The 21344-nt window shown below is 63.3% G+C and carries 18 protein-coding genes; 8 read left to right on the top strand and 10 right to left on the bottom strand.

Annotated features, from left to right (window positions below; translation table 11 throughout):
• The first annotated feature begins 260 nt into the window (after positions 1-260).
• Entirely contained in the window at positions 261-1463 is a 1203-nt protein-coding gene (locus J8I26_RS21345; protein ID WP_209609130.1) for an ammonium transporter, read from the top strand.
• Positions 1464-1748: 285 nt separating this feature from the next.
• On the opposite strand, the gene J8I26_RS21340 is transcribed toward J8I26_RS21345, so the two are convergent.
• Together J8I26_RS21340 and J8I26_RS21335 are read right to left on the bottom strand one after the other, a co-directional pair.
• Positions 1749-2939: a tetrahydrodipicolinate N-succinyltransferase N-terminal domain-containing protein gene (locus J8I26_RS21340; protein WP_209609129.1), complete on the bottom strand. Its 1191-nt coding sequence runs from the start codon at positions 2937-2939 to the stop codon at positions 1749-1751.
• A gap of 197 nt (positions 2940-3136) precedes the next feature.
• On the bottom strand, positions 3137-4054 hold the full coding sequence (locus J8I26_RS21335) for a LysR family transcriptional regulator (RefSeq protein WP_209609128.1): 918 nt from the start codon (positions 4052-4054) through the stop codon (positions 3137-3139).
• 142 nt (positions 4055-4196) lie between these two features.
• Between J8I26_RS21335 and J8I26_RS21330 the strand changes: the two genes are divergently transcribed.
• Together J8I26_RS21330 and J8I26_RS21325 are read left to right on the top strand one after the other, a co-directional pair.
• Entirely contained in the window at positions 4197-5183 is a 987-nt protein-coding gene (locus tag J8I26_RS21330) for an aldo/keto reductase (RefSeq protein WP_209609127.1), read from the top strand.
• Positions 5184-5218: 35 nt separating this feature from the next.
• On the top strand, positions 5219-6142 hold the full coding sequence (locus tag J8I26_RS21325; RefSeq protein WP_209609126.1) for a Gfo/Idh/MocA family oxidoreductase: 924 nt from the start codon (positions 5219-5221) through the stop codon (positions 6140-6142).
• 164 nt (positions 6143-6306) lie between these two features.
• Here J8I26_RS21325 and J8I26_RS21320 read toward each other — a convergent pair whose 3' ends face one another.
• Positions 6307-7962, bottom strand: a complete 1656-nt coding sequence (locus J8I26_RS21320) for an autotransporter outer membrane beta-barrel domain-containing protein (RefSeq protein ID WP_209609125.1) — start codon at positions 7960-7962, stop codon at positions 6307-6309.
• A gap of 306 nt (positions 7963-8268) precedes the next feature.
• Between J8I26_RS21320 and J8I26_RS21315 the strand changes: the two genes are divergently transcribed.
• On the top strand, positions 8269-9126 hold the full coding sequence (locus tag J8I26_RS21315) for an alpha/beta hydrolase (protein ID WP_209609124.1): 858 nt from the start codon (positions 8269-8271) through the stop codon (positions 9124-9126).
• Positions 9127-9229: 103 nt separating this feature from the next.
• Here the strand turns inward: J8I26_RS21315 and J8I26_RS21310 are convergent, their stop codons facing one another.
• On the bottom strand, positions 9230-10441 hold the full coding sequence (locus tag J8I26_RS21310; RefSeq protein WP_209609123.1) for a multidrug effflux MFS transporter: 1212 nt from the start codon (positions 10439-10441) through the stop codon (positions 9230-9232).
• Positions 10442-10518: 77 nt separating this feature from the next.
• Between J8I26_RS21310 and J8I26_RS21305 the strand changes: the two genes are divergently transcribed.
• A complete protein-coding gene (locus tag J8I26_RS21305) occupies positions 10519-11262 on the top strand; it encodes an IclR family transcriptional regulator (protein ID WP_209609122.1) in 744 nt (247 codons plus the stop codon).
• Between the two features lie 96 nt (positions 11263-11358).
• Here the strand turns inward: J8I26_RS21305 and J8I26_RS21300 are convergent, their stop codons facing one another.
• The gene (locus J8I26_RS21300; protein WP_209609121.1) at positions 11359-12801 is read right to left on the bottom strand and encodes an HD domain-containing phosphohydrolase; all 1443 of its coding nucleotides are present in this window, start codon (positions 12799-12801) and stop codon (positions 11359-11361) included.
• 155 nt (positions 12802-12956) lie between these two features.
• Between J8I26_RS21300 and J8I26_RS21295 the strand changes: the two genes are divergently transcribed.
• Entirely contained in the window at positions 12957-13733 is a 777-nt protein-coding gene (locus J8I26_RS21295; protein WP_209609120.1) for an alpha/beta hydrolase, read from the top strand.
• 204 nt (positions 13734-13937) lie between these two features.
• Here the strand turns inward: J8I26_RS21295 and J8I26_RS21290 are convergent, their stop codons facing one another.
• From J8I26_RS21290 to J8I26_RS21270, 5 genes are all read right to left on the bottom strand, one after another.
• On the bottom strand, positions 13938-15161 hold the full coding sequence (locus J8I26_RS21290; RefSeq protein ID WP_209609152.1) for an MFS transporter: 1224 nt from the start codon (positions 15159-15161) through the stop codon (positions 13938-13940).
• An 8-nt stretch (positions 15162-15169) separates the two neighbouring features.
• Positions 15170-15517: a DMT family protein gene (locus tag J8I26_RS21285; RefSeq protein WP_209609119.1), complete on the bottom strand. Its 348-nt coding sequence runs from the start codon at positions 15515-15517 to the stop codon at positions 15170-15172.
• Between the two features lie 72 nt (positions 15518-15589).
• Entirely contained in the window at positions 15590-16306 is a 717-nt protein-coding gene (locus tag J8I26_RS21280) for a hypothetical protein (RefSeq protein ID WP_245200451.1), read from the bottom strand.
• Positions 16307-16481: 175 nt separating this feature from the next.
• The gene (locus J8I26_RS21275; protein ID WP_209609118.1) at positions 16482-17822 is read right to left on the bottom strand and encodes a sigma-54 dependent transcriptional regulator; all 1341 of its coding nucleotides are present in this window, start codon (positions 17820-17822) and stop codon (positions 16482-16484) included.
• The gene (locus J8I26_RS21270; protein WP_245200450.1) at positions 17807-19117 is read right to left on the bottom strand and encodes an ATP-binding protein; all 1311 of its coding nucleotides are present in this window, start codon (positions 19115-19117) and stop codon (positions 17807-17809) included. Before J8I26_RS21270 ends, J8I26_RS21275 begins: the two co-directional genes overlap by 16 nt.
• A gap of 260 nt (positions 19118-19377) precedes the next feature.
• Between J8I26_RS21270 and J8I26_RS21265 the strand changes: the two genes are divergently transcribed.
• Both J8I26_RS21265 and J8I26_RS21260 read left to right on the top strand, forming a co-directional pair.
• A complete protein-coding gene (locus J8I26_RS21265; RefSeq protein ID WP_348635353.1) occupies positions 19378-20847 on the top strand; it encodes a diguanylate cyclase in 1470 nt (489 codons plus the stop codon).
• 185 nt (positions 20848-21032) lie between these two features.
• On the top strand, positions 21033-21281 hold the full coding sequence (locus tag J8I26_RS21260) for a hypothetical protein (protein WP_209609117.1): 249 nt from the start codon (positions 21033-21035) through the stop codon (positions 21279-21281).
• Positions 21282-21344: the final 63 nt, after the last annotated feature.

Genomic DNA, 21344 nt, shown 5'->3' with positions numbered 1-21344 from the left:
AAACCGGCGCCCTTGCGGTGATATTCATTTGTGTGGGCAAGGTTCGGCGCAAACAACCACCGCACCAAAATGCCGCTCGCCGGCCTTGTCGCCGCGTGCCATGCACGGACTTCGTGCATTTTTGATCTTTCCCCCGAGGAAATTCCCGGAAAGAACGTTTTAAAATCAAGGCACTGCGCAAAATTCACCAAAATGGAACGGAAATTGCTTTAATCCGGTCTTTCGATTCTTCAATTGCACAATTTTTGGGAGATTTTCAGGTGGACGATCACAAAAACGGCGCAGACGCGCTGTTCATCCTGCTGGGGGCCATCATGATTCTGGCCATGCACGCCGGCTTTGCCTTCCTGGAGCTGGGCACCGTGCGCAAGAAAAACCAGGTCAATGCCCTGGTCAAGATCCTGGCCGACTTCGCCGTCTCGACCATCGTCTACTTCTTCATCGGCTACTACGTGGCCTACGGCGTCTCCTTCTTTGCCGGCGCCGAAACGCTGGCGCAAAGGAGCGGCTTCGAGCTGGTGAAGTTCTTCTTCCTGCTGACCTTCGCCGCCGCCATTCCCGCCATCATCTCGGGCGGCATCGCCGAGCGCTCCAAATTCAACCCGCAGCTGGTGGCCACCGCCGTGCTGGTCGGTCTCGTCTACCCCTTCTTCGAAGGCATCGCGTGGAACCAGCACTTCGGTGTGCAGGCCTGGCTGGCCGCCACCTTCGGCGCCGAGTTCCATGACTTCGCCGGCTCCATCGTGGTCCACGCCGTGGGCGGCTGGATCGCGCTGCCCGCGGTGCTGCTGCTGGGCGCGCGCCGCGGTCGCTACAGCAAGGAAGGTGCAGTCGCCGCCCACCCGCCGTCGAACATTCCCTTCCTGGCGCTGGGCGCCTGGATCCTGACGGTGGGCTGGTTCGGCTTCAACGTGATGAGCGCGCAGACGCTGGACAAGATGAACGGCCTGGTCGCCATGAACTCGCTCATGGCGATGGCCGGCGGCACGCTGGTGGCATTGCTGATGGGACGCAACGACCCCGGCTTCGCCTACAACGGCCCGCTGGCCGGCCTGGTGGCGGTATGCGCCGGCTCCGACCTGATGCACCCGCTGGGCGCGCTGGCCACCGGTGGCATCGCCGGCGCCATCTTCGTGTGGATGTTCACCCGCACCCAGAACAAGTGGAAGATCGACGACGTGCTGGGCGTATGGCCGCTGCACGGCCTGTGCGGCCTGTGGGGCGGCCTGGCCGCCGGCATCTTCGGCCTGCAGGCGCTGGGCGGCCGCGGCGGCGTGTCGTTCATGTCGCAACTGATCGGCAGCCTGATGGGCATCGCCATCGCCGCACTGGGCGGCTGGATCGTCTACGGCGCGCTGAAGAAAGCCGTCGGCATCCGCCTCGACCCGGAACAGGAATTCGAAGGCGCCGACCTGGCGATCCACAAGATCTCATCGACGGCCGAGCGGGAGACCAGCTGGTGACGATCAGTAGCGCCAGCCTGATTCCTTGATACGGCGCTGAACGCACGATCGCACAGGACAAGCTCCGACGGAAAGGCCGCCACCAAGGGAAGAGCGGCCTTTTCAATGCCGGCAATGAGATTGCTGCAAATGCCCGCCACTGGCAGCAGATATGTCACAAGGAGAAGGCCGACGAACGGCATACGACCGTAGCCCACGATGGGTGTGATCGCGATTCCAAGGAAAATAAAAAAGCCCCTGACTAAGGGGCTTTTTCATGACCGGACGGATCAAACCTCGTATCCGTCAGTTCTTGTGCAAGTCGCTGTTCAAGATATCTTCACCGTCTTCCAATTTCTTGGCGAAGTCGATATTGCGACCGGTACGAATCACTTCGAGGACGCCCGTCACGTCATTGCGGCGGAAAGTCGCTGCATTGATACCCACTAGCTCCGCTGCCTTCACGACCTTCCCGTTCAGCGGGTGACCGTCAATTTGCACCGAGACACGGGACGATGCCATGACGGCCGTCTCCGCAGCCACGATAACGGCATCGCCCACGGGAATGCCCAAGGCGGAGTTCACTTCCAGCAGGCAGTTGCGGCCCAGGGAAATGAACACGTTGTTGCCGCCGGACAGGACGCCCAGGGTGGAGGCGCCACCGCCGATGTCGGTACCTGCGCCGACGAACACGGAGGAGCTGATGCGGCCTTCCACCATGGAAGCGCCTTCGGTGCCGGCGTTGAAATTGATGTAGCTGGCGCCAGGCATCAGCGTGGTACCCTCACCCAGGTAGGCGCCCAGACGCACCTTGTGCTGGTCGGTGATGCGCACGCCCATCTTCAGGGAGTTGATGCGGTGTACATAGAGCGGGAACTTGTCGACCATGTGCGGTGCGAAGTTTCCATCACCAAAGGCCGCGGACAACAGCGACTGCTCAACCTCATCGGCGTCCATCGGCGTGTCGCCAACCCAGGCGACATTGGGCAGCTTGGTGAAGACCTTGGTCAGATTCAGCTGGTTCGGCTTGAAGCAGCGATGGCTCAGGCCATACAGCTTCAGGGTGCTGTCTTCCACGCCTTGGGGATCGATGTCATCAAAGATGAAAGTGATGACAATGCGATTGGCCGGGCCGGACTTGCAAGCCTCCAGCGCTTGTTCAAGCGCGATGACGTTGCCATGATATTTCCCGTCATTCTTGAACGGGGCGAAATAGGCCAGGATCTCCGTCAGTTGCGCTGCGGACACAGAGATATTCTGCACGCCGGCAGGGGTGACGCCCAGCACCTTCATCCAGATAGCCGCGCTTGCCGTGTTCTGGCCCGGGCCGTTCACGACAGGATAGCGCACGGAGGCGAGCGTACCGTTGCCAGTAAAGACGCGGCTGCCTACGGCGAACAGCAGCGGCTCCTTGTAGCCGGCGCTGGCCTTGAAGTCTGAGACCACCTGCTTGAAGGCATCGATATTGGCGGGATAGGGGGATTGTGCTTGGTTCATTGATCTATGCGAAGAGTTGTTTCTCGGATAAGGGGGCGTATCAACCGACATTTTAACGTTGCTTCGGATCCAGCACGACTATGTCGATTTGACCAGGATAGGATGCTTGTCGGCCGGGCCGCCAAACCAGGCAGAAAAACATTCGCCGCGTTGGGTCGAAAAGTGCCGTCGGCAACCGCACCAGGCTTGCGGCGCGGCTAACGCAGCTTGGCAAGTCCGTTCTGGAGACGAATGATGTCGATCAGCTTGCGCAATGCCGGATGCGCATGGCGCCTGCTGCTGTAGTACATATGGAAAGGCTCGCTGGGCGCGGCGAATTCCGGCAAGATGACCTCCAGCAATCCCTCCCTGATTTCCTTCCTGATTCTTGCCTCCAGCAGATAAGCAATCCCGACTCCGGCCGTTGCAGCCGCGATGGTCGCGGCCGTGTTGTTGATTGTCACCAGACCCGGCACCCGGATTTTCTGCTTGCGCCGACCTTTGCCGAACTCCCATTTGTAGCTGGAGTTGTCGCCCAGGAGCAGCTGGAGGCAATTGTGGCGCGCCAGGTCTTCCGGCTGAACGGGGCGGCCATGCCGCTCGAGATAGAGCGGGGAGGCGGCAGCCACCCATTGATGGGCGCGTGTCAGCGGCGCGGTCACCATGCCTTCCGGCACATAGTGACCGTAGCGTATGCCCGCGTCATAGCCTTCGCTGACGATATCGATCGGCTTGTCGTCGACCACGACAGTCAGCTTGACGCTGGGACATTGGCGCACGAACTCGGGCAGAGCGGGCTCCACCAGCAAGTGAGCTGCGTCGGCGAAGACATTGATGCGCAACTCGCCGAGACTGCCGGCCGCGGACGTTTCGATCTTGCCCAACGCGGCGCCTATTTTTTCAAACCCCTCCTCCAATTGCGCGGCCAGCTCGGCGCCTGCCGCCGTTGGCGAGATCGCACGGCTTGAGCGGTACAGCAGCCGGGTCGAAAGCTTCTCTTCCAGGCGCTTCATGGCGTGACTGGCGGCCGATGGGGTCAGACCCAACTGAATCGCAGCCGCCTTGAAGCTGCCGGCGCGCAAAATCGTGACGAATACGCGCAGGTCGGAGAAATCGACGTGGTCCAACATGGACATGAATGAATTCCAATCACTTCATGAATTAACTGCATTCATGTTAAACCATCAGCGCAGTCCCCGGGCGCGGGGTATAAATGCAGTCTGGCCGCCAAGACCGGCGGTAGCGCCGTGCATGGCTTAACGCAAAGGAAGCAGCAAGATGAAATACAGAACTTTCGGCAGTACCGGCGTCGACGTGTCAGAGGTCGGATTCGGCGCCTGGGCCATCGGCGGCGCTTGGGGCGACGTCTCCAGCCAGGATGCCAAGGCGGCGTTGAACGCCGCGCTCGATACGGGAGTGTCATTCATCGACACAGCCGACGTCTACGGCGACGGCCGCTCCGAGCAACTCATCGCGGACGTCCTCAGGCAACGCGGCGGTCCGAGGCCCTTCGTGGCAACCAAGGCCGGCCGCAGGTTGTCGCCGCACATCGCGAGCGGATACACCAGGGAGAACCTGGCTGCGTTCGTCGAACGTTCACTGGTCAACCTGAACGTGGATTGCCTGGACCTGGTGCAATTGCATTGCCCGCCGCCGGAGATCTATTATCAACAGGAAGTCTTCGGCTATATGGACGATCTGGTCGCCGCCGGCAAGATCCGACACTACGGCGTCTCGGTCGAGAAGGTGGAGGAGGCGCTCAAGGCTCTCGAGTACCCGAATGTGAAATCCATCCAGATCATCTTCAACCTATTCAGGCAGCGCCCCGCAAAGCTCTTCCTCGACGAAGCGAAACGCCGCGGCGTCGCGGTCATTGCGCGGGTGCCGCTGGCGTCCGGCCTGCTGACCGGAAAGATGTCGGCCGACACCACCTTCTCGGTCGACGACCACCGCCACTTCAACCGCCATGGAGAAGCCTTCGACGTCGGCGAGACCTTCTCGGGCGTTCCCTATGAAGTGGCGTTAGGCGCGGTGGAAAAGATACGCAAACTGGTTCCGGAGGGTGTGCCGATGGCGCAGTTCGCGCTGCGCTGGATCCTGATGGAGAGCGGCGTGACGACGGTCATTCCCGGGGCGAAGAACGCGCAGCAAGCCGGTGCCAACAGCGCGGCAAGCAGCTTGCCGGCCATCCCGGCGCCGGTGATGCACGAGCTTGCGCAGATTTATCTGCAGGACATCGCGCCTTACGTTCATCAACGCTGGTAATGCAATCGCAAATACAACCAGACCAAAGGGAGACCATGAAAGCATTGAAAATTGCCATCGCCGGCGTTGGAAAAATCGTCTACGACCAGCATCTTCCGGCGATCGTCGCCAACCCGGATTTCGAGCTGGTGGCCACGGCCAGCCGCAACCACACCATCGACGGCATTGCGGCCTTCAGGAACATCGAGGAAATGCTCGCGGCGCGTACAGATATCGACGCCGTCTCCTTGTGCATGCCGCCCCAGTATCGCTACGAGGCAGCTCGCCTGGCGATACGCGCGGGGAAAAGCGTCTTCCTGGAAAAGCCGCCTGGCGCCACGCTGTCCGAGGTCGAGTCGCTGAGGGAGCTGGCGGCCAGCCATGCGGTCACGCTGTTTGCCAGCTGGCATTCGCGGCATGCCCCGGGCGTGCAGGTGTTGAAAAACTATCTGCTTGAGCATCCGCCCCGCCAAGTGAAGGTGATCTGGCGGGAAGACGTGCGTCATTGGCATCCGGATCAGGAGTGGATCTGGCAGCCGGGCGGCCTGGGCGTTTTCGATCCGGGCATCAATGCGCTTTCGATCGTCACCGAGATCCTTCCCGAGCAGATTTTCCTGCAACAGGCTGCCCTGGAATTCCCGGCCAACCGCCAGACTCCGATCGCGGCGCAATTGTCGTTCACCGATAGCGCGGGAACGAAGGTGCATGCAGACTTCGATTGGCGGCAGACCGGGGAGCAGACATGGGACATCCTGATTGACACAGACGATGCCCATCTCCATCTCAAGAAGGGCGGCCACGAGCTCTGGATCAACCAATCCCGGCAGGAACTGCCCGAGGAGGGGGAATACCCGTCGCTCTACCGGCACTTTTCGGGCCTGATCCGACACAGGGCTTGCGACGTCGACGTGGCGCCGCTGCGCCATGTTGCCGATGCCTTCATGCTGGGGCAGCACATCGTCACGGATCCGTTCGTCTGAGGCGCTCAGATCGCGCCGACAGAGATGATCCGCAGAGCGCCTTGATGCGCTGCTGAAACACCATCGCAGCTGACTCAGCGCCAACGAAAAGGCCACCTCCTGGGTGGCCTTTTCAACTTCAGCGCACGGTCGGCGTGACTGTGCGCAGGATGTCCGCAATCCGGTCAGAACGCCCAGCGCAGATTTGCCGATGCGGTCTGGTTGATGAAGCTCTCGCGGAATTCGGCGTCATAGCGACCAGTGATTTCCAGTCCGTTCTTCAATCGATACACCATGCCGAAGCCGCCGCGCGACACCCACGGGGTGGTCGACATTCCATAGGTGGTAAATGCCGCGCCGGCCGCGCCGGCATAGGCTGCGGTGATCGAATCCTGCTTGCTGAGCGCGTCGTAGCCGATGCCCAGGTTCGCAATCAAGGTGGTCTGGTCGTTGAGCTGATGGGAGACTTTTCCGTCGACGCCGAGAATCAGGCTTTGTGCGGTGCGACTGTTGACGTTCAGGTTAAACACGCCGGCGCCGGTTTCGCTGTAGGCTTTGTCCCTGATCCAGGTGTAGTCGACGCGCACAGAGGGCGTGAAGATGCTGGCCTCGGAGAGGGCGTAGCGTCGCTCCAGGCTGCTGCCGACGTGCGCAGTCAGGCTGTTGTAGCTGGAAGCGGCGGCGGTGGAGGTAAAGGGCAGCTGGCGATTGCCCTTGTTCTTGTTCAGGCCCGCATCTGCCTGGAAGTTGACGGCGCTGCGCTCATCCAGCGCATAGCTGCCATAGCCGATCAGCTGGTAGATGTCGACGCTGTTGCTCTGGGGCGCGACGGTCGAGTTGCCGTTGATGTTGCTGGTCGCATAAGCGAAGGCGCCGCCGGCGCGCAACTTGGGCGACACCATGCCATCGACGCCGCCGACCATGCCGTAGGTCTCCGCTTTGTATCCGGCGACGCCGTCACGGTTGCCCTGATTGGCGTGGGAGCCGAATGGCTTGATCCAGACGTACTGGTCGCCCAGGAAGCTATCACCCGAAGCACGGCCGGTCACAGCGCCGATACGCGCCTGAACGATGTTGCCGATGCTGTTCATCGTCCCGCGCACGACCGCAGTCGAGCCGCCGGTCAGCAACGGCAAGGTTTGCGCAGTCGCGTTCGCCGTCGCCTGTTGATTGCCGTTGAACTGCTGGAAATAGTTCAGCAGATTCTGGTTGGCATCGATCACCTGGGCTGCACCCAGGGCGTAGCCGTTGCCGGTGGCCGTGTTGGAATTCGCCACATAGCGCGCGCACATGTTGACGGTGCCCAGGCTGATACAGCCGGGGCCGATAATTCTCAAGGTGGAAAGTTCGCCGGCAGCGCCGCCGATGTTGTAGGCCAACAGGAATGTGTATTGCTGCCCGGCCGTCAATGCGATGTTCGAGAACGAGCCGGAGTACGGCCCGCTGCCGCTCGCCAGGACGGCGCCGACGAAATTGCCCAACGGCGTCGCCGGCGCCGTGTTAGACGGACTGAACAAGCCCCTCAGCAGGAAATTGGTATTCAAGACCGATGCCGTGGTTGCCGTGGCAGAGTAATTGCCCGACGTGCCAACGTAAAACGTGTACAGCACATAGTGGTACGGGCCCGATGTATATCCGGTGAAACTGGTCTGCAGCGCGTTTGCCGGACCATTGATGTTGGGCGTCCTGGTTGCGGTCTGACCGACATCCCATGTCCCTGAGGTGAAGACGGTATCGGCCCGGGACAGCGAAGGCACGGAAGCCAGCAGCAATGACACCGCGCTCGCGCGGGCCAGCAGCATGGCAATGGGCTTTTTCTTCAGGTTAACGGCATAAGTCATCGGTGCATCCCCCCCGGGAAATATCAAGTTTTCAAGCGGCAAGTTTCAACGTCCCGGGCAGTGACCGATACTGTTTCCCGATACCATCCGGTTCTCGGAGGCCCCTTTCAGGAACAATCGCGGCGCGGGAGACTTGTTATTGACTCGCCTTTGCAAACGTAAGGATATGTTAAAAAATAGTTAACCATCCATATTCAAATAACAACAAATTTGATAATTAATCTGAAAAAATTTCTTGCTGCGGGGTGGCGGCTATGATGGATAAATGCAAACAAAAAACACGAACAACAGAAGTTGGCTGAGGGCATGAAGAGAAGACTCCAATCAATCGCCGTTCTTGTGATTGCCGCGATGCTGTCAGGCTGCGCGACTCGCGACCTGGAATTGCGCAGAAGCCGTTCTGCACAGCCGGCGCTGGATGCGGGCTGGACCCGCTCCGTGCTGGATGCAGGAAAATTTTCGCTGATCGCGTTCACGCCGCGCAGCATGATCCCGAGCGCGAGCTTGAGCATCTACATTGAAGGCGACGGCCTGGCTTGGCTGGATGCGTCGACGCCCTCGTTCGATCCGACGCCGCTGAATCCACTGGCGCTGCGCCTGGCCTTGCGCGACCCGAGTACGGCCGTGGCCTATCTGGCCCGTCCCTGCCAGTACACGCGCGAAGAAGAAAGGCGCAACTGCAGCGTGCGCTACTGGACTTCTGATCGCTTTTCCAAGGAGGTGATTGATGCCGCCGACCTGGCCGTCGGGCAATTGAAGGCGCGAGCAGGCGCGACAAACATCCGCCTGATCGGCTACTCCGGCGGCGCAGCGGTTGCCGCGCTTGTCGCCGCCCACCGCAAGGACGTCAGCATGTTGGTCAGTGTCGCCGGCAATCTGGATACCGCCGAGTGGACGCGAAGGCAGCGCATTTCGCCGCTGTCGGGGTCATTGAATCCGGCGGATTTTTCGCCGGCGCTGCAGGCAATTGCGCAGCAACACTATGTCGGAGGTGACGACGACAATATCGATGCCTCCATCGCCAGATCGTATGCCGCAAGATTCCAGGCGCCGCAACCGTCCGTCACCGTCATCCCGCGCTTCACGCACCTTTGTTGCTGGGAGGATATTTGGCCTGAGTTGTCGGGCCAGAATTTTGGACTTCCTGGCTCCGCACCACCCTAGTCCTTGTTGTCCGGGTGTCCAGTCCTGATCGTCGCGCAGCCGCTCGCGGGCTCGCTTGAGCATAATCGGAACACGCCCCGGAGAATGGCCCAGGCCCGCCGGATCAATGCGCCAACTGCCGCCCGGAACGGAGCAGCAACAGCACCATGCCGGCGCAGGCGCACAGCGTCATCACGATCGCCATGCCCGTCAATTGATTACCCGCGATCAGCCCCACCAATGCGCCGGCGCCGGCGCCGGAGAGGAACTGCAGCGAACGTTGCAGCGCCGACGCGCTGCCGGCGATATGGCCCACCGAGTGCAAGGCCTGGTGGGTCGCATTGGGCATCACGATGCCGTTGAAGAAATTGCTGCCGAAGACGCATGCCGTGATCAGCACCGGCGAGCGCGTGCCCAGCAGCGCGCAGGCCAGCAGCAACACGTTGACCGCAAAGCCGCCACACACGCCGCTGCGCAGCAGCTTGTCCTCACCCAGCACCTTGACCAGACGACCGTTGGAGGCGGCGCCGCAGATGGTGCCGGCCGCGGTGACCGCGAAGATCCCGCCGTAGATCGTGTTGGGCAAGCCCAGCATGTCGATGAACACCGCCGAGGAACCGGTGATGTAGGCGAACATGGTGCCGAAGGTGGTCGCCAGGAGGCCGGCGTTGAGCAGGTAGTGCCGGTTACCGAGCAAGCTGGCATAGGCCGATCCGGCGGCCTTGAGCACGTTGCCGGATTGGCTTTGTGTTGCCGCCAGCTCCTTAGTTTCCTCGTAGCCGAACAAGGCCAGGAAGAACAAGGCGCTTCCCAGGAGGCCGAGGGATTCGTAGATCAGCTTCCAGTCTCCCGCCTGCAGCAACGCTGCGCCCATCAGCGGCGCCACCAGCGGCGCCACGCCGGTGACCAGCGCCACATAGGACTGGCGCGACAACGCCTCACGGCCGGTGAACACATCCCGCACGATCGCAGCAGGCAGCGCGGCAGCGGCGCCGGCGGCGATCCCCTGGGCAAAGCGCACCGCCAGCAATTGGTCGATGGTCGACGCAAACGCGCAGGCGAACGCCGCGATCGAGAACAGCCCGACGCCGAACAGGAGAATCGGCTTGCGGCCGTAACGATCGGACAGCGGCCCGAACAGCACAGGGCCAATCGAAAAGCCCAGCAGGAAAACCGTCAGCGTCTGCGTGGCCTGCCCGATGCTGACGCCGAAGCTGGCCTGCAGATTGGGAATGGCCGGCAAGCCGATATCGATGGCCAGCGGCGGCAATGCGGCAAGCACGCCGAGCATGACGACGAACAAGGGCGAAGTGATGGAAATGGCAAGACGTTTCATAAGAGATGTACCACGATGCGATACAGATACTGTACCACAATACGGTACAATCCATGCAAACCCCATCGGAGACAAGCATGGAAGGCATACAGGTCATCTCACGCGCGGCGGCGCTCCTGCGCGAAGTGTCGGCCAATCCGGACGGCCTGAGCCTGGGCCAACTGGCGACGGCAACCGGGCTGGCACGCTCCACGGTGCAGCGCATCGTCAATGCATTGGAGTCGGAACATTTGGTGCAGGCGGGCGCCGGCGGCGTACGGCCCGGCTGGGGATTGCGCCGTCTGGCCGAACTGCCCGGCCCCAACATCGCGCGCGAATTGCGCGCGGAGATGTACGGCTTGTTTGAAGCGACGCACGAGACCATCGACCTCTCGACGCTGGTCAACGGCGAGGTCCTGTTCATGGATCGCTTCCTCTCGGACCAGCCGGTCCGCGCCGTGCCGGCGCTGGGCGCGGACTATCCGGCCTATTCGATGGCGAACGGAAAAGCCCTGCTGTCGCTGTGCACCGATGCCGAGATCCACGCCCTCTACGGCGACCGCGAACTGCGCCGCCTCACCCCCAACACCCTGGGCTCGGCGGAGCTGCTGCAAAAGCAAATTGACGCCATCCGCCGCGGCGGCGTTGCCTGCGACCTCGAAGAACATGCGATGGGAACCTGTGCGGTCGGCCTGCCGGTAGGGCATTTCCGCGGCATGAAGCTGGCGATTTCCGTTGTGCTGCCGGTCGCGCGCTTCGCCGCGAAACGGGCCGCGACCGAAAAGGCGGTGGCCGAGTGCGCCCGGCGCTGTCAGCAGCGCTTGCAGGAGCTGGCGGGTTAAGCTGGATGGGGCGTTGCCTGTTGACGCCGGCAGGCATCACGCGCCCGGGACATGCTGCGCGCGCCGGGCCGGCAAGGGCCGGCCAAATTGACCTGATCAGATCAGGCCGAGCGTCAGGCCCTTCAGGGTGGCCGCCGCGCGCGTGGAGCATCCCAGCTTGCGGAAGATGCTCTCCATGTGCGTGCGCACGGTGGACGGGCTGATCTGCATCACGCGCGCCGCTTCCTTGTTGCTTTCTCCCAGGCTGATACGACGCAGCACCTCGACCTCGCGCTCCGACAGCAGGCCCTTGCGGGCAGGCGCCATGCCTGCCTCGCCCTCGCCGCCCCCGGCGGCGATCACGAACCCGGCTGCGGTGGCGTCCAGGCGACCGGCCCGGCCCTCCTCTTCCAGCACCTGCGCCGCCTCCTGTGGCTGCAGCGCCGCGCGCCAGGGGCGTGGCGCGCACAGCGCGGCGTAGGCGCCGGCCGCGGCCAGCAAGCGCTGCGGCAAGTCCAGCGCGTCGCGCTCAAGGCTGCGGAAATACCCGCTGCCGTCCACACGTTCGTACATGTGCGAAGCCAGCGCGGCCTCCTCCCGCAGCTCCGGCACCAGCGCGCCGGCGCGCGCGGTCCAGTAGGGCGCCAGGCGGATCTTTTCCCAATCGGCGCTGCCGGGCTTGCCGGTGCGCTCCCAGATCGTGTTGGCGACCGAGGCGCGTCCCACGCCATGCACCAGCGCGGCGCGCGCCAGCCGTTTCTGCTGCTCCAGCGGCAATCCGGCCAGCGCTGCGGCGCGCCCGGCCAGTTCGGCCACGCGTCGGGAATAGCCGGCCAGCCACGGCAGCTTCAGTTCCACCAGGTCGGCGACGATGGACAACGCGACCTGATGCGCCGGCAAGGCGCCGTCTTCATCCGGCCCGTCCAGCGTCGCCAGCAGCGCGTCGGCATGTTCTGCCGCCAGGGCCGCCAGCGCCGCCGGATACTTGGCGCCGCCCCAGGACTGGATCATTTGCATGGCCGTCGGCGCGTCGTAGGTGCGCGCCAGGATCTCCAGGTCGCCGGCCAGGCTGGTGTAGTAGACCACCGCCGGGATCGCCGGCGCGCGCAACTGCTGCGGCGCGCCGCCGCCGTCGTAGTGTTCCCACACGTGGCGCAGGCCGGCCTCGACCTCGGCGGGCAAGGCCAGCATGCCGGCGAGGTCGCCCGCCACCTCGCAATGGATGCGCGCCAGCGGCTCGACGTTGGCGAAGGTGAGCGGATGCCCGGCCGGCAAGGCATTCCTCAGCATGGCGTCGCGCCCCGCGACGTCATCGCCTAGCAGGACGGCGAACCCGGCTGCGTTGGCCGTGCAGCCCGACCAGCGCAGCAACGCCACCAGGCGCGCATGCATGGCGACCTCAGCGCCAGCCCCGTCCAGGAGCGCCAATTGACCCGCCAGCCGCGCCGAACGCGCCGACTGGTCGGTTGGCTGGCCCATGCTGAGGTCGCCGGCCATGGCCAGCAAGCGCACGGCGGCGTGAGCGGAGACGGTAGTGGAAAGGATGTTGTCGGATGGCATGCCGGCACTCTAGCGGCAATGGTGGAAGTGGGCAAGACGATGCAAACAACCGGGTCGGTCAATTGACCGATACCGGCGCGGACGGGACTTTTCTAGACTTGCCTCACCGATTCAGCAAGACCCACCAAACCACCACCCCTACCAAGGAGCAAGTCATGAAAGCAATGTTCAACCTGAAGACCGGCCTCACCCTCCTCGCGGCCGCAGCCGCCTTCTCGGGCGCCAATGCCATGGCCGCCGGCCCCGCCGAGCAGCCCTCGGTCGTGATCGTGCACGGCGCCTTCGCCGACGGCTCCGATTGGGCCAAGGTGATCCCGCTGCTGCAGGCCAAGGGCATCAAGGTCACCGCCGTGCAAAACCCGTTGACCTCGCTGGCCGACGACGTTGCCGCCGCCAAGCGCGCCATCGACAACCAGCCCGGCAAGGTGGTGCTGGTGGGCCACTCCTGGGGCGGCACCGTGATCACCGAAGCCGGCAACGATGACAAGGTGGCCAGCCTGGTCTACGTGGCGGCCTTCGCACCGGACGCCGGCCAGGCTACCGGCGACCTGGGCAAGGACCTGCCGCCGCCTCCGGGCATCACCAAGCTGGCCGTGGACAAGGCCGGCTTCGCCAGCCTGCCGGCTGCCGCCGTGGCCGCCGATTTCGCCCAGGATGTGCCGGCCAAGCAAGCCGCCGTGATGGCCGCAACCCAGGGCCCGATCGCCCTCAAGGCGTTTGGCGAGAAGGTCGGCACCGCCGCCTGGAAGACCCGTCCGAGCTGGTACATCGTCAGCAAGAACGACCGCATGATCCAGCCGGATCTGGAACGCGCCTTCGCCAAGCAGATCAACGCCAAGACCACCGAGCTGCCGACCAGCCACGTTCCGCAGCAGTCGCGCCCGGCAGATGTGGCCAAGGTGATCCTGGAGGCGGTGGCCGCCAGCAAGTAAGCCACGCCCTGCGCGTTACATCGCCGTCCCGCATGCGCGGGCGGCGCATTGTCCCGCCTGGCGCCGCCGCACAAGGAAGAAGCCCGGTTCGCATCCGCTGAACCGGGCTTCTCTTTTTGGGCGGCGCTATCTGCGCAACGGCCTTGCGGTCAAAAGGCGCTCTTGACGACGCCACCGTCGACCGGCTGGTCACACGTGACAATGCTAGGTCGCTTCGAACTTGTTCATCGGCCTTGCGTTGCCCGCCCGGAGTACCAGCCCGTACCAGATGATCAGTGCCAATAGCGCAAAGACCGTCAGCATCAGAAATGCCATCCCGTATCCATGACGCTGGGCCATCATGCCGGCAAGCGCCGGGCTCAGCGCCGCGCCCACGGACTGTACGGCGGTGACGGCGCCCAGTCCCACGTTGATATGACCGCTGCCCTGGAGCAGCTGGGCCACCAGCCCCGGCAGAGCAACGCCAAGGATCCCGGCGCCGATGCCATCGAGGATTTGCACCGGCAACAGGCACCACGGCGAATCCCAGTAACCCGCAACCAGCCCGCGCAGCGGCAATGCCGCCAACGCGACGGTCACCAGCATGACGTAGCCGTACCGCGTTGCCAAACGCCCCGCCGCCAGCGCGACGGGAACCATGACGATTTGCGCCACGATGATGGTCAGCGCGGTGTACAGCCCCGGCGATACTGCGCCTTGCGCGGTCGCCGACTGCCCCAGCAACGGCAGCATGGCGGCATTGCCAAGATGGAACAGCATCATCGCAATCGCCAGCGCCAGCAACACGCGTGATCGCAGCAACAGGCGCAGCGGCGATATGCGCACACCGTCGGCTTGCGACGAGGCGGCGCCGCGCGCCGCCTCGTGGTCGATGTGCGCCGGGTCTATGCGCGCCAGGCACGCGAGCGAGGCAAGCGCCATCAGCGCCATCAGGACGAACACCGCCGTGATTCCCCAGTAATAGCTCACCGCGCCGGCCAGCGCCGCGGAAGCAACGTTGCCCGCATGATTCCAGGCTTCATTGCGGCCTAGTTGGGAAGCCAGCCGGCGCTGCCCCACCATGCCCAGCGTGAGGCCGGCGATGGCCGGACCGATGACCGCGCCAACGATGCCGATGCCGACCTGCGAAGCCGCAACCGGCGCGAAGGAGGTCGACAGGATCAGCACCAGCGAGCCGGCCACCACGAGGATCGCGCCCACCGCGACCAGCATGCGCTTGTGCCGGGTGGCGTCGATCAGCGCACCGGCCGGCGTGGTGGCCAGCATTCCGGCGATGCCGCCGATGGTCATCACGTAACCGATATCGTCGGCGCGCCACCCGTGGCCCATCAGGAAGATGCCCAAGAAAGGCCCCAGTCCGTCGCGCACATCGGCGAGAAAAAAATTGAGCCGGGAGAGCCAGGTAATGGATCGCTCTTCGCCGGACATACGGGCCGTCATGTTATCGGCCCCTTGAAGATGAAGAAGGCGCCGGCGCAGATGAACACAAAGCCGACCAGGTGATTGACGGTGAATTGTTCCCCCAGATACAGCACCGAGAACACGGAGAACACCACCAGCGTGATGACCTCCTGCATGGTCTTCAATTCGGCGGCGTTATAGACGCTGTGCCCGATGCGGTTGGCCGGCACGGCGAAGCAGTACTCGGCCAGCGCGATCAGCCAGCTCACGAAGATCACCAGATACAACGGCTTGCCTTCGAACTTGAGGTGTCCGTACCACGCAAATGTCATGAACACATTGGAGATGAGCAGGAATACGATGGGTAGAATTTTTGGCGACACGATTTTTGGTCTTTTCTTGGAAGGGTTGAAGAAGGCGGGCTCGTCAGGCCCGCTGTACGCGATCAGGCCGGATCAGCGCATGCGCCCGTAGAGCGGCTGCAGTTCGGTAGAACCGCCCCCGGCACTGACCGCTTCGATTGCAGTGCCGTAACTGTTACGCGTACCCATGCCGGTGGCGGCAAAAGGCATCCCGGGATCGGGGCGGAAGGGCAAGCTGTCAGGCGCGAAGCGCACGATGCTGCCGTCGTCGAGCAGCACGCCGTTAGCTTCGCCGCGCGGGCCGGTCAGCACCAGCGAGATCTTGCCGCGCACGCTCAGCTGGCTGAGCTGCGCTGCGCGCAGGTGCGGCGGCAGCGGAGCATCGCTGTCCAGCGCCGGAGGAACATCGAGCACGCCCTGGCCGGTGGCTGTGTTGACGATGGCGTCAGCCTTGATCACCTGCGGCGCTTCTGCGACGCCGAATATCCGGACTAGCTGCTGCGGCGCCACCGCCTCGGTCAGGCGGCGCGACAAATGCGGAGGAAATTTCACGACCACGCGCTTATCGAGCAACAACCCGTCGACCTCTCCGTAAGGGTTGATCAGCATGCGCGTCACACGCCCGGTGACCACGGGGACCTGCATGGCTCCGGCGGAATCAGGACTGAAGCGAGCAGCGGGTGGAGGTGGGGGCGGCGGCGCGTCGGGCAGCGGAGAAACGGCGGCGGCATGACCGGCGGTGACGGCGCACGATAGCAAGAACAGGATACGAACGGGACGCGAGAGGCGTCCCCGGCGGTGGAAAGTCATGGCAGCTCCTTGGGGGTTGGCGATGCATCATGACTTCAGCAAACCGCGTGCCTGCCGTGAAATCCTTTCAGATCAAGCACTTGCGAATGCGGGCATCCGGCAGGCTGTCCGCTTTATTGACAGGAGCTGTCCGCTCGCGGACACATTGAGGCGCGACAAGCGGCGACCGGGCTTGTCACGCCGACGACGACAAGCCGAGCTCATCAAGCTTGCGGTAGAGCTGTTGCCGCGAGATTCCCAGGCTGCGTGCAGCCTCAGCGCGATTGCCGTCGGCCACGCGCAACGCCCGCTCTATCATTGCGCGCTCCACCGCGCCAACCGCCTGCGCCAGCGTGCCGCTCCAGTCGATGCCCGGCATTCCCGGCCGACCTGCGTCAGCAGGCAAGCCAACATCGTCGGCATCAATGTAGCGGCCACGGCTCAGGATCGCGGCGCGCTCCATGGTGTTGCGCAATTCGCGCACGTTTCCCGGCCAGGAGTGCGCCAGCAGCAGCCGCGCCGCCGCCGGCGACATGCGCTTGGGCGCCGCCGCATCGAGCAGGCGCAGAAAATGTTCGGCGATGGGAAGGATGTCTCCCAACCGTTCCCGCAACGCGGGCACCCGGATCGGCAGCACCTGCAGCCGGTACCAGAGATCCTCCCTGAATCGACCTTCGCGCATGTCTTCCTGCAGATCGCGATGAGTGGCCGCAACGATACGCACATCCACGCGCACCGGGCGGCTGCCGCCCACCGGCGTGATCTCGCGCTCCTGCAGCGCCCGCAGTATCTTGGCCTGCGTGGTCAATGCCATGTCGCCGATCTCGTCCAGAAAGAGCGTGCCCCCGTCCGCCTCTCTGAAGCATCCCAGACGTTCCCCGACGGCGCCGCTGAATGCGCCTTTGACATGGCCGAAGAGTTCGCTCTCGATGAGCTCGGCAGGGATGGCCGCGCAATTGACGGCAACGAACGGCCGGGGAGCGCGGCGACCGTTGCGATGCAAGGCGCGCGCCACCAGCTCCTTGCCGGTGCCGGTCTCGCCCGTGACGAGCACGGTGGCGTCGCTGTCGGCAGCGCGACCGATCGTCTTGAAGACCTCGCGCATGGCCTCGCTGTCACCGACCAGCTGATGACGATCATGACTGCCCTGCTCCAACGCGTCGTCCGCCTGCCCTTGCGGCGCCTGCCGCAGTCCGCGCGCCAGCATTTCGACCAGCGTGGCGCGCGCCACCGGCTTGGTCAGGTGATCGAAGGCGCCCAGCCGGATGGCCTCGATCGTGTTGTCGCTGCTGGCATAGGCAGTCAGCATCACGCAGGGCGCAGATGACAGGGCCGACGCGCGCCGCAGGAAGACAAGTCCATCTTCGTCCGGCATGTTCAGATCGACAATGACCAAATCCGCGCGGGCGTGGGCCAACAGCGTCAAACCGGCGCCGGTGCTGCCCGCTTCCAGCGCCTCATGACCGAGGTCTTGCAGCATTTCCGCAAGGCTTTGCCGGAACGCCGCGTCATCGTCAACAATCAGGATGCGCGCCATGGCAACTCCATTTCAAAACGGGCGCCGCGCGTCGTGGGCGCCAATACGATGCTGCCGCCGTGGGCATGCACGATTTCGCGAACCAGCGACAAACCCAGGCCGGTTCCTCCGGGGCGATGGCCGATGAAGGGATCGAACAAGCTGTCGCGCAGTTCGACGGGAACGCCCTCGCCGTCATCGGCGACCCACAGTAGCAGCCGCTGGGGCTGCGGCGTGCGCGCCCCCACTTCGATCACACCGCCGCGCGCGCAATGCGCCAGTGCATTGCGCAGCAGATTGTCCAGGGCACGCGCCATCTGGACAGTATCCAGCGCGCCGCACTCGGCGGAGAAACGCTCGCGATCGATGGCCAGCCGCAGCGTTATCCCCAGTTCATCAGCCGCCTCGCTGTGGACATGCAGCTGCTCGCCCAGCCACTGGAACAAATCGACCGCCTGGCGCCGCACGCTGAACGGCTGGGCCAACGCCAGCAGGCTCGACACCAGCGCGTCCAATCGTTCGGTCTGCGCCAGCACTGCCTCCAGCGCGCCGGCCACTCGCGCTTCACGTACGGCGGGCGCCGCCGCCAAGGCATTCTCCGCTTTCAGGCGCATGGTGCCGATGGGATTGCGTATCTCGTGCGCCATGCCGGCGGCGACCCGGCCCAGCGTGGCGAGCCGCTCCGCGTGCGCGAGTTGCGCCGCCAGTTCAGCGTTGTGTCGGCGCCAGCGCGACAGCGTCCAACCGAGCCAGATACCGGAGAGCACCACAAAGGCCAGCAGCAGACTGGTTGAAAGCAGCAACTGGTTGAGCACCGTCGCACTCATGAGCGGCACCCGCTTGAGGGTCCAGGCCGCCGTCGCGTCCGACGCCTGGCTGGCGGGACAGGCGGCGAATACGACCGACTCCCTCAAGCCGGGGCGCACATCGGTGACCGTGCCGGCGGCATCGAGCGCGCGCTGCGCGGTGGCGGCAATGCGTTCCAGCTCCGCACTCGGCGCGTCGCGCTTGACGCCGCTGCCGTCGTAAGTGGGAAAGGCGTATGCCACCACACCGTCCGAGGATCGCCAAAAGCCCCCCTCCACGCCGGATTGGTCCCGCAACGCCAGGTCGATGGCGGCCTGCAATACCGCCGGCCGCAATGGCGCGCCTGCTGGCGCTGTCCCATGCCCGACCTGCGCGCCGGAACGTATGGCTTCGCAACTCAACGCCACCTGCCGGGTCGCTGCCGAAATCTGCGCCGATGCGCCTTGCCGGCTCAACTGAAAAAGCAATGACGCCAGCACCAGCGCAATGAGCGCGATAAAAACCCACAAGATGATGAGGTCGCGCTTGATGGTGTGTGTCGTTCGCAGACATCCTCCTCGCCAAAAGCCGGATCAGTGGAAGTGCGGCAGGTCGCAAGGACATGCCATGATTGAATCAGCACGCATTCTAATGCTTCTCAATACCAATGTTGTAGTCGCATCACGTTTCCGTCTATCAATATGGCTCGCATATTTTTTTCATGAGTTAATAGCGCCTGCAGGGATTTGGGGGAAAGAAAATTAAGCAGTTGAAGAGGCATTTGGCCCTGGTGATGGGCACATCGGCGTTGATGGTACTTGCAATCTGCGGCAGCATGCTCTACCAGAGCTACCGCCAGACCAGCCTTGCCGCGGTGGACAACGCGAAGAATGTCACCCTGGTTGCACAGCGTGCGATCTCTCGCAATTTCGAGATTCTCTCGCTGGCGCTCGATTCGTTGGCCTATCGCTATCAGCATCCCATTTCATCCCATGCTCTCCCGACCGCGGAGCGCTATCTCTATTTGTTCGGCAACGCCGCCACGTTGAAGCATGTCTCCGTCATGGCGGTCCTCGACGCCCACGGCAAGGTGTTGGCGAGTTCGCTCCGGCAGTCGGGGCAGGCCATGGCCAACTACGCGGATCGCGCATACTTCACCGTCCATCGGGATGCGCCCGACGCAGGCCTGTACGTCTCGCGGCCGATATCGGCCCGGCTGGGCCGGGACCTGAAGGTGATCGTCCTCTCCAAACGCCTTAATCGCGCCGATGGCAGCTTTGACGGCGTAGTGGTCATGGCGCTGGATCTGACCTACTTCCGTGATCTCTTCGAGGGGCTGGCGCTGGGGACGGACGGCATCATCTCGCTCTACTCCGAGGACGGCATAGCCTACATGCGCATTCCGTACCAGGAGTCGGTCATCGGCGCAGACCTGAGCGCGAGCGCCAACTATCAACGCGTCAAGACCATCCTGAAAGACAACGAAGGCAGCTTCTTTTCCTATTCGCGCAACGACAGCATCAAGCGCCTGTACACCTTCCGGCGGGTGCCACAATCTCCGCTCTTGGTGTTCGTCGGACATGCCGAGTCGGCCATTTTCAAAGACTGGTATGACTCTTTGTATGCGGTCATGCTGGCGCTCTGCGCTTTCGTCTTCATTTCCGCGACGCTGCTCTCAAGCATTCGACAGGAATTCCGAAAACGCGTTGCGGCGGAAATGCAACTCAAGGAAATGACCCGCACCGACGGCCTTACCGGCCTGCTCAACCGCAGAGCGTTGGACCAGGCCTTGGAAGCGACTTGGGAGCATAGCCAAAGGAATGCATCAATACGGTTCTCGCTGCTGTTCGTCGATGTCGACTACTTCAAGTTCTATAACGACACCTACGGCCACAAATTGGGAGATGAGGTGCTACAGGAAGTCGCCCGGATCATCAGGGAGAATCTGCCGCGCAGCACGGATTGCGCCGCTCGCTACGGCGGAGAAGAGTTCGTCGTCCTGCTGACGGAGACCCCGGAGGAAGGCGCCATGGTGGTGGCGCAGCGTCTGTGCGACGCCGTTCGCGCACGGGGCATCGTCCATGCGACGAGCTCTTTGGGTACGCTGACCGTCAGCATCGGCGTGGCCGATTTCAGCGCTGCGCAACATCGCCGCATAGAAGATGTGCTCCAAGCGGCCGACGAAGCGCTTTACCGGGCCAAGCGCGCCGGACGCAATCGTGCACAGTGCGCAAGCCAAAACACGTCAGAGGATGCGTGACATCGGCCCAAGCTCAGCAATGGGCGGACGGCCTCGGCCCGATAAGTGAGGATGACAGCACCGGGCATACAGGCCTTCAAAAGTCATCAATTAAATCTGACCTCCGCAGTGGACAATGTCCGATATTTTTTTGACACGCCTGGCCTTAGCCTTCACGGGTCGACATGCAGCCTGAAGGGATGGAGATGAAAAAGATGGCATCCAGTATTTGCTATCGGGGATATGAGGTTCGCGTGCGTTGCACGGAAGAAAAGTATCACTGGGCCATTGTCGAAGTGGTGGTGACCAAAGAGGACGTACAGACCCGCGCGACCGAATTCAACCTGCGCCCCCGCTATGTGAGCGGTGAAGCTGCACTGGAAAGCGGCCAAACCGAAGGACGTCGCATGATCGACGAGCAACTCGACAACGGCGGTGATCAAAGGACTCGGTGACCGTCCGACGCAAAGGCTGGATGGAGCAATGTGCGCCCTCATCTCGCACCGCCGCTGACAACT

It is taken from the genome of Herbaspirillum sp. LeCh32-8 (assembly GCF_017814915.1).
Classification (GTDB): Bacteria; Pseudomonadota; Gammaproteobacteria; order Burkholderiales; family Burkholderiaceae_D; genus Herbaspirillum.
This window is presented reverse-complemented; position numbering and strand designations above follow the sequence as displayed.

What these genes read in the sequence shown, in the direction of transcription:
- J8I26_RS21340 (WP_209609129.1), bottom strand. Translation starts at nt 2,939, where the DNA reads ATGAACCAAGCACAATCCCCCTATCCCGCCAATATCGATGCCTTCAAG.
- J8I26_RS21335 (WP_209609128.1), bottom strand. Translation starts at nt 4,054, where the DNA reads ATGTCCATGTTGGACCACGTCGATTTCTCCGACCTGCGCGTATTCGTC.
- J8I26_RS21330 (WP_209609127.1), top strand. Translation starts at nt 4,197, where the DNA reads ATGAAATACAGAACTTTCGGCAGTACCGGCGTCGACGTGTCAGAGGTC.
- J8I26_RS21325 (WP_209609126.1), top strand. Translation starts at nt 5,219, where the DNA reads ATGAAAGCATTGAAAATTGCCATCGCCGGCGTTGGAAAAATCGTCTAC.
- J8I26_RS21320 (WP_209609125.1), bottom strand. Translation starts at nt 7,962, where the DNA reads ATGACTTATGCCGTTAACCTGAAGAAAAAGCCCATTGCCATGCTGCTG.
- J8I26_RS21315 (WP_209609124.1), top strand. Translation starts at nt 8,269, where the DNA reads ATGAAGAGAAGACTCCAATCAATCGCCGTTCTTGTGATTGCCGCGATG.
- J8I26_RS21310 (WP_209609123.1), bottom strand. Translation starts at nt 10,441, where the DNA reads ATGAAACGTCTTGCCATTTCCATCACTTCGCCCTTGTTCGTCGTCATG.
- J8I26_RS21305 (WP_209609122.1), top strand. Translation starts at nt 10,519, where the DNA reads ATGGAAGGCATACAGGTCATCTCACGCGCGGCGGCGCTCCTGCGCGAA.
- J8I26_RS21300 (WP_209609121.1), bottom strand. Translation starts at nt 12,801, where the DNA reads ATGCCATCCGACAACATCCTTTCCACTACCGTCTCCGCTCACGCCGCC.
- J8I26_RS21295 (WP_209609120.1), top strand. Translation starts at nt 12,957, where the DNA reads ATGAAAGCAATGTTCAACCTGAAGACCGGCCTCACCCTCCTCGCGGCC.
- J8I26_RS21290 (WP_209609152.1), bottom strand. Translation starts at nt 15,161, where the DNA reads ATGTCCGGCGAAGAGCGATCCATTACCTGGCTCTCCCGGCTCAATTTT.
- J8I26_RS21280 (WP_245200451.1), bottom strand. Translation starts at nt 16,306, where the DNA reads ATGACTTTCCACCGCCGGGGACGCCTCTCGCGTCCCGTTCGTATCCTG.
- J8I26_RS21275 (WP_209609118.1), bottom strand. Translation starts at nt 17,822, where the DNA reads ATGGCGCGCATCCTGATTGTTGACGATGACGCGGCGTTCCGGCAAAGC.
- J8I26_RS21260 (WP_209609117.1), top strand. Translation starts at nt 21,033, where the DNA reads ATGAAAAAGATGGCATCCAGTATTTGCTATCGGGGATATGAGGTTCGC.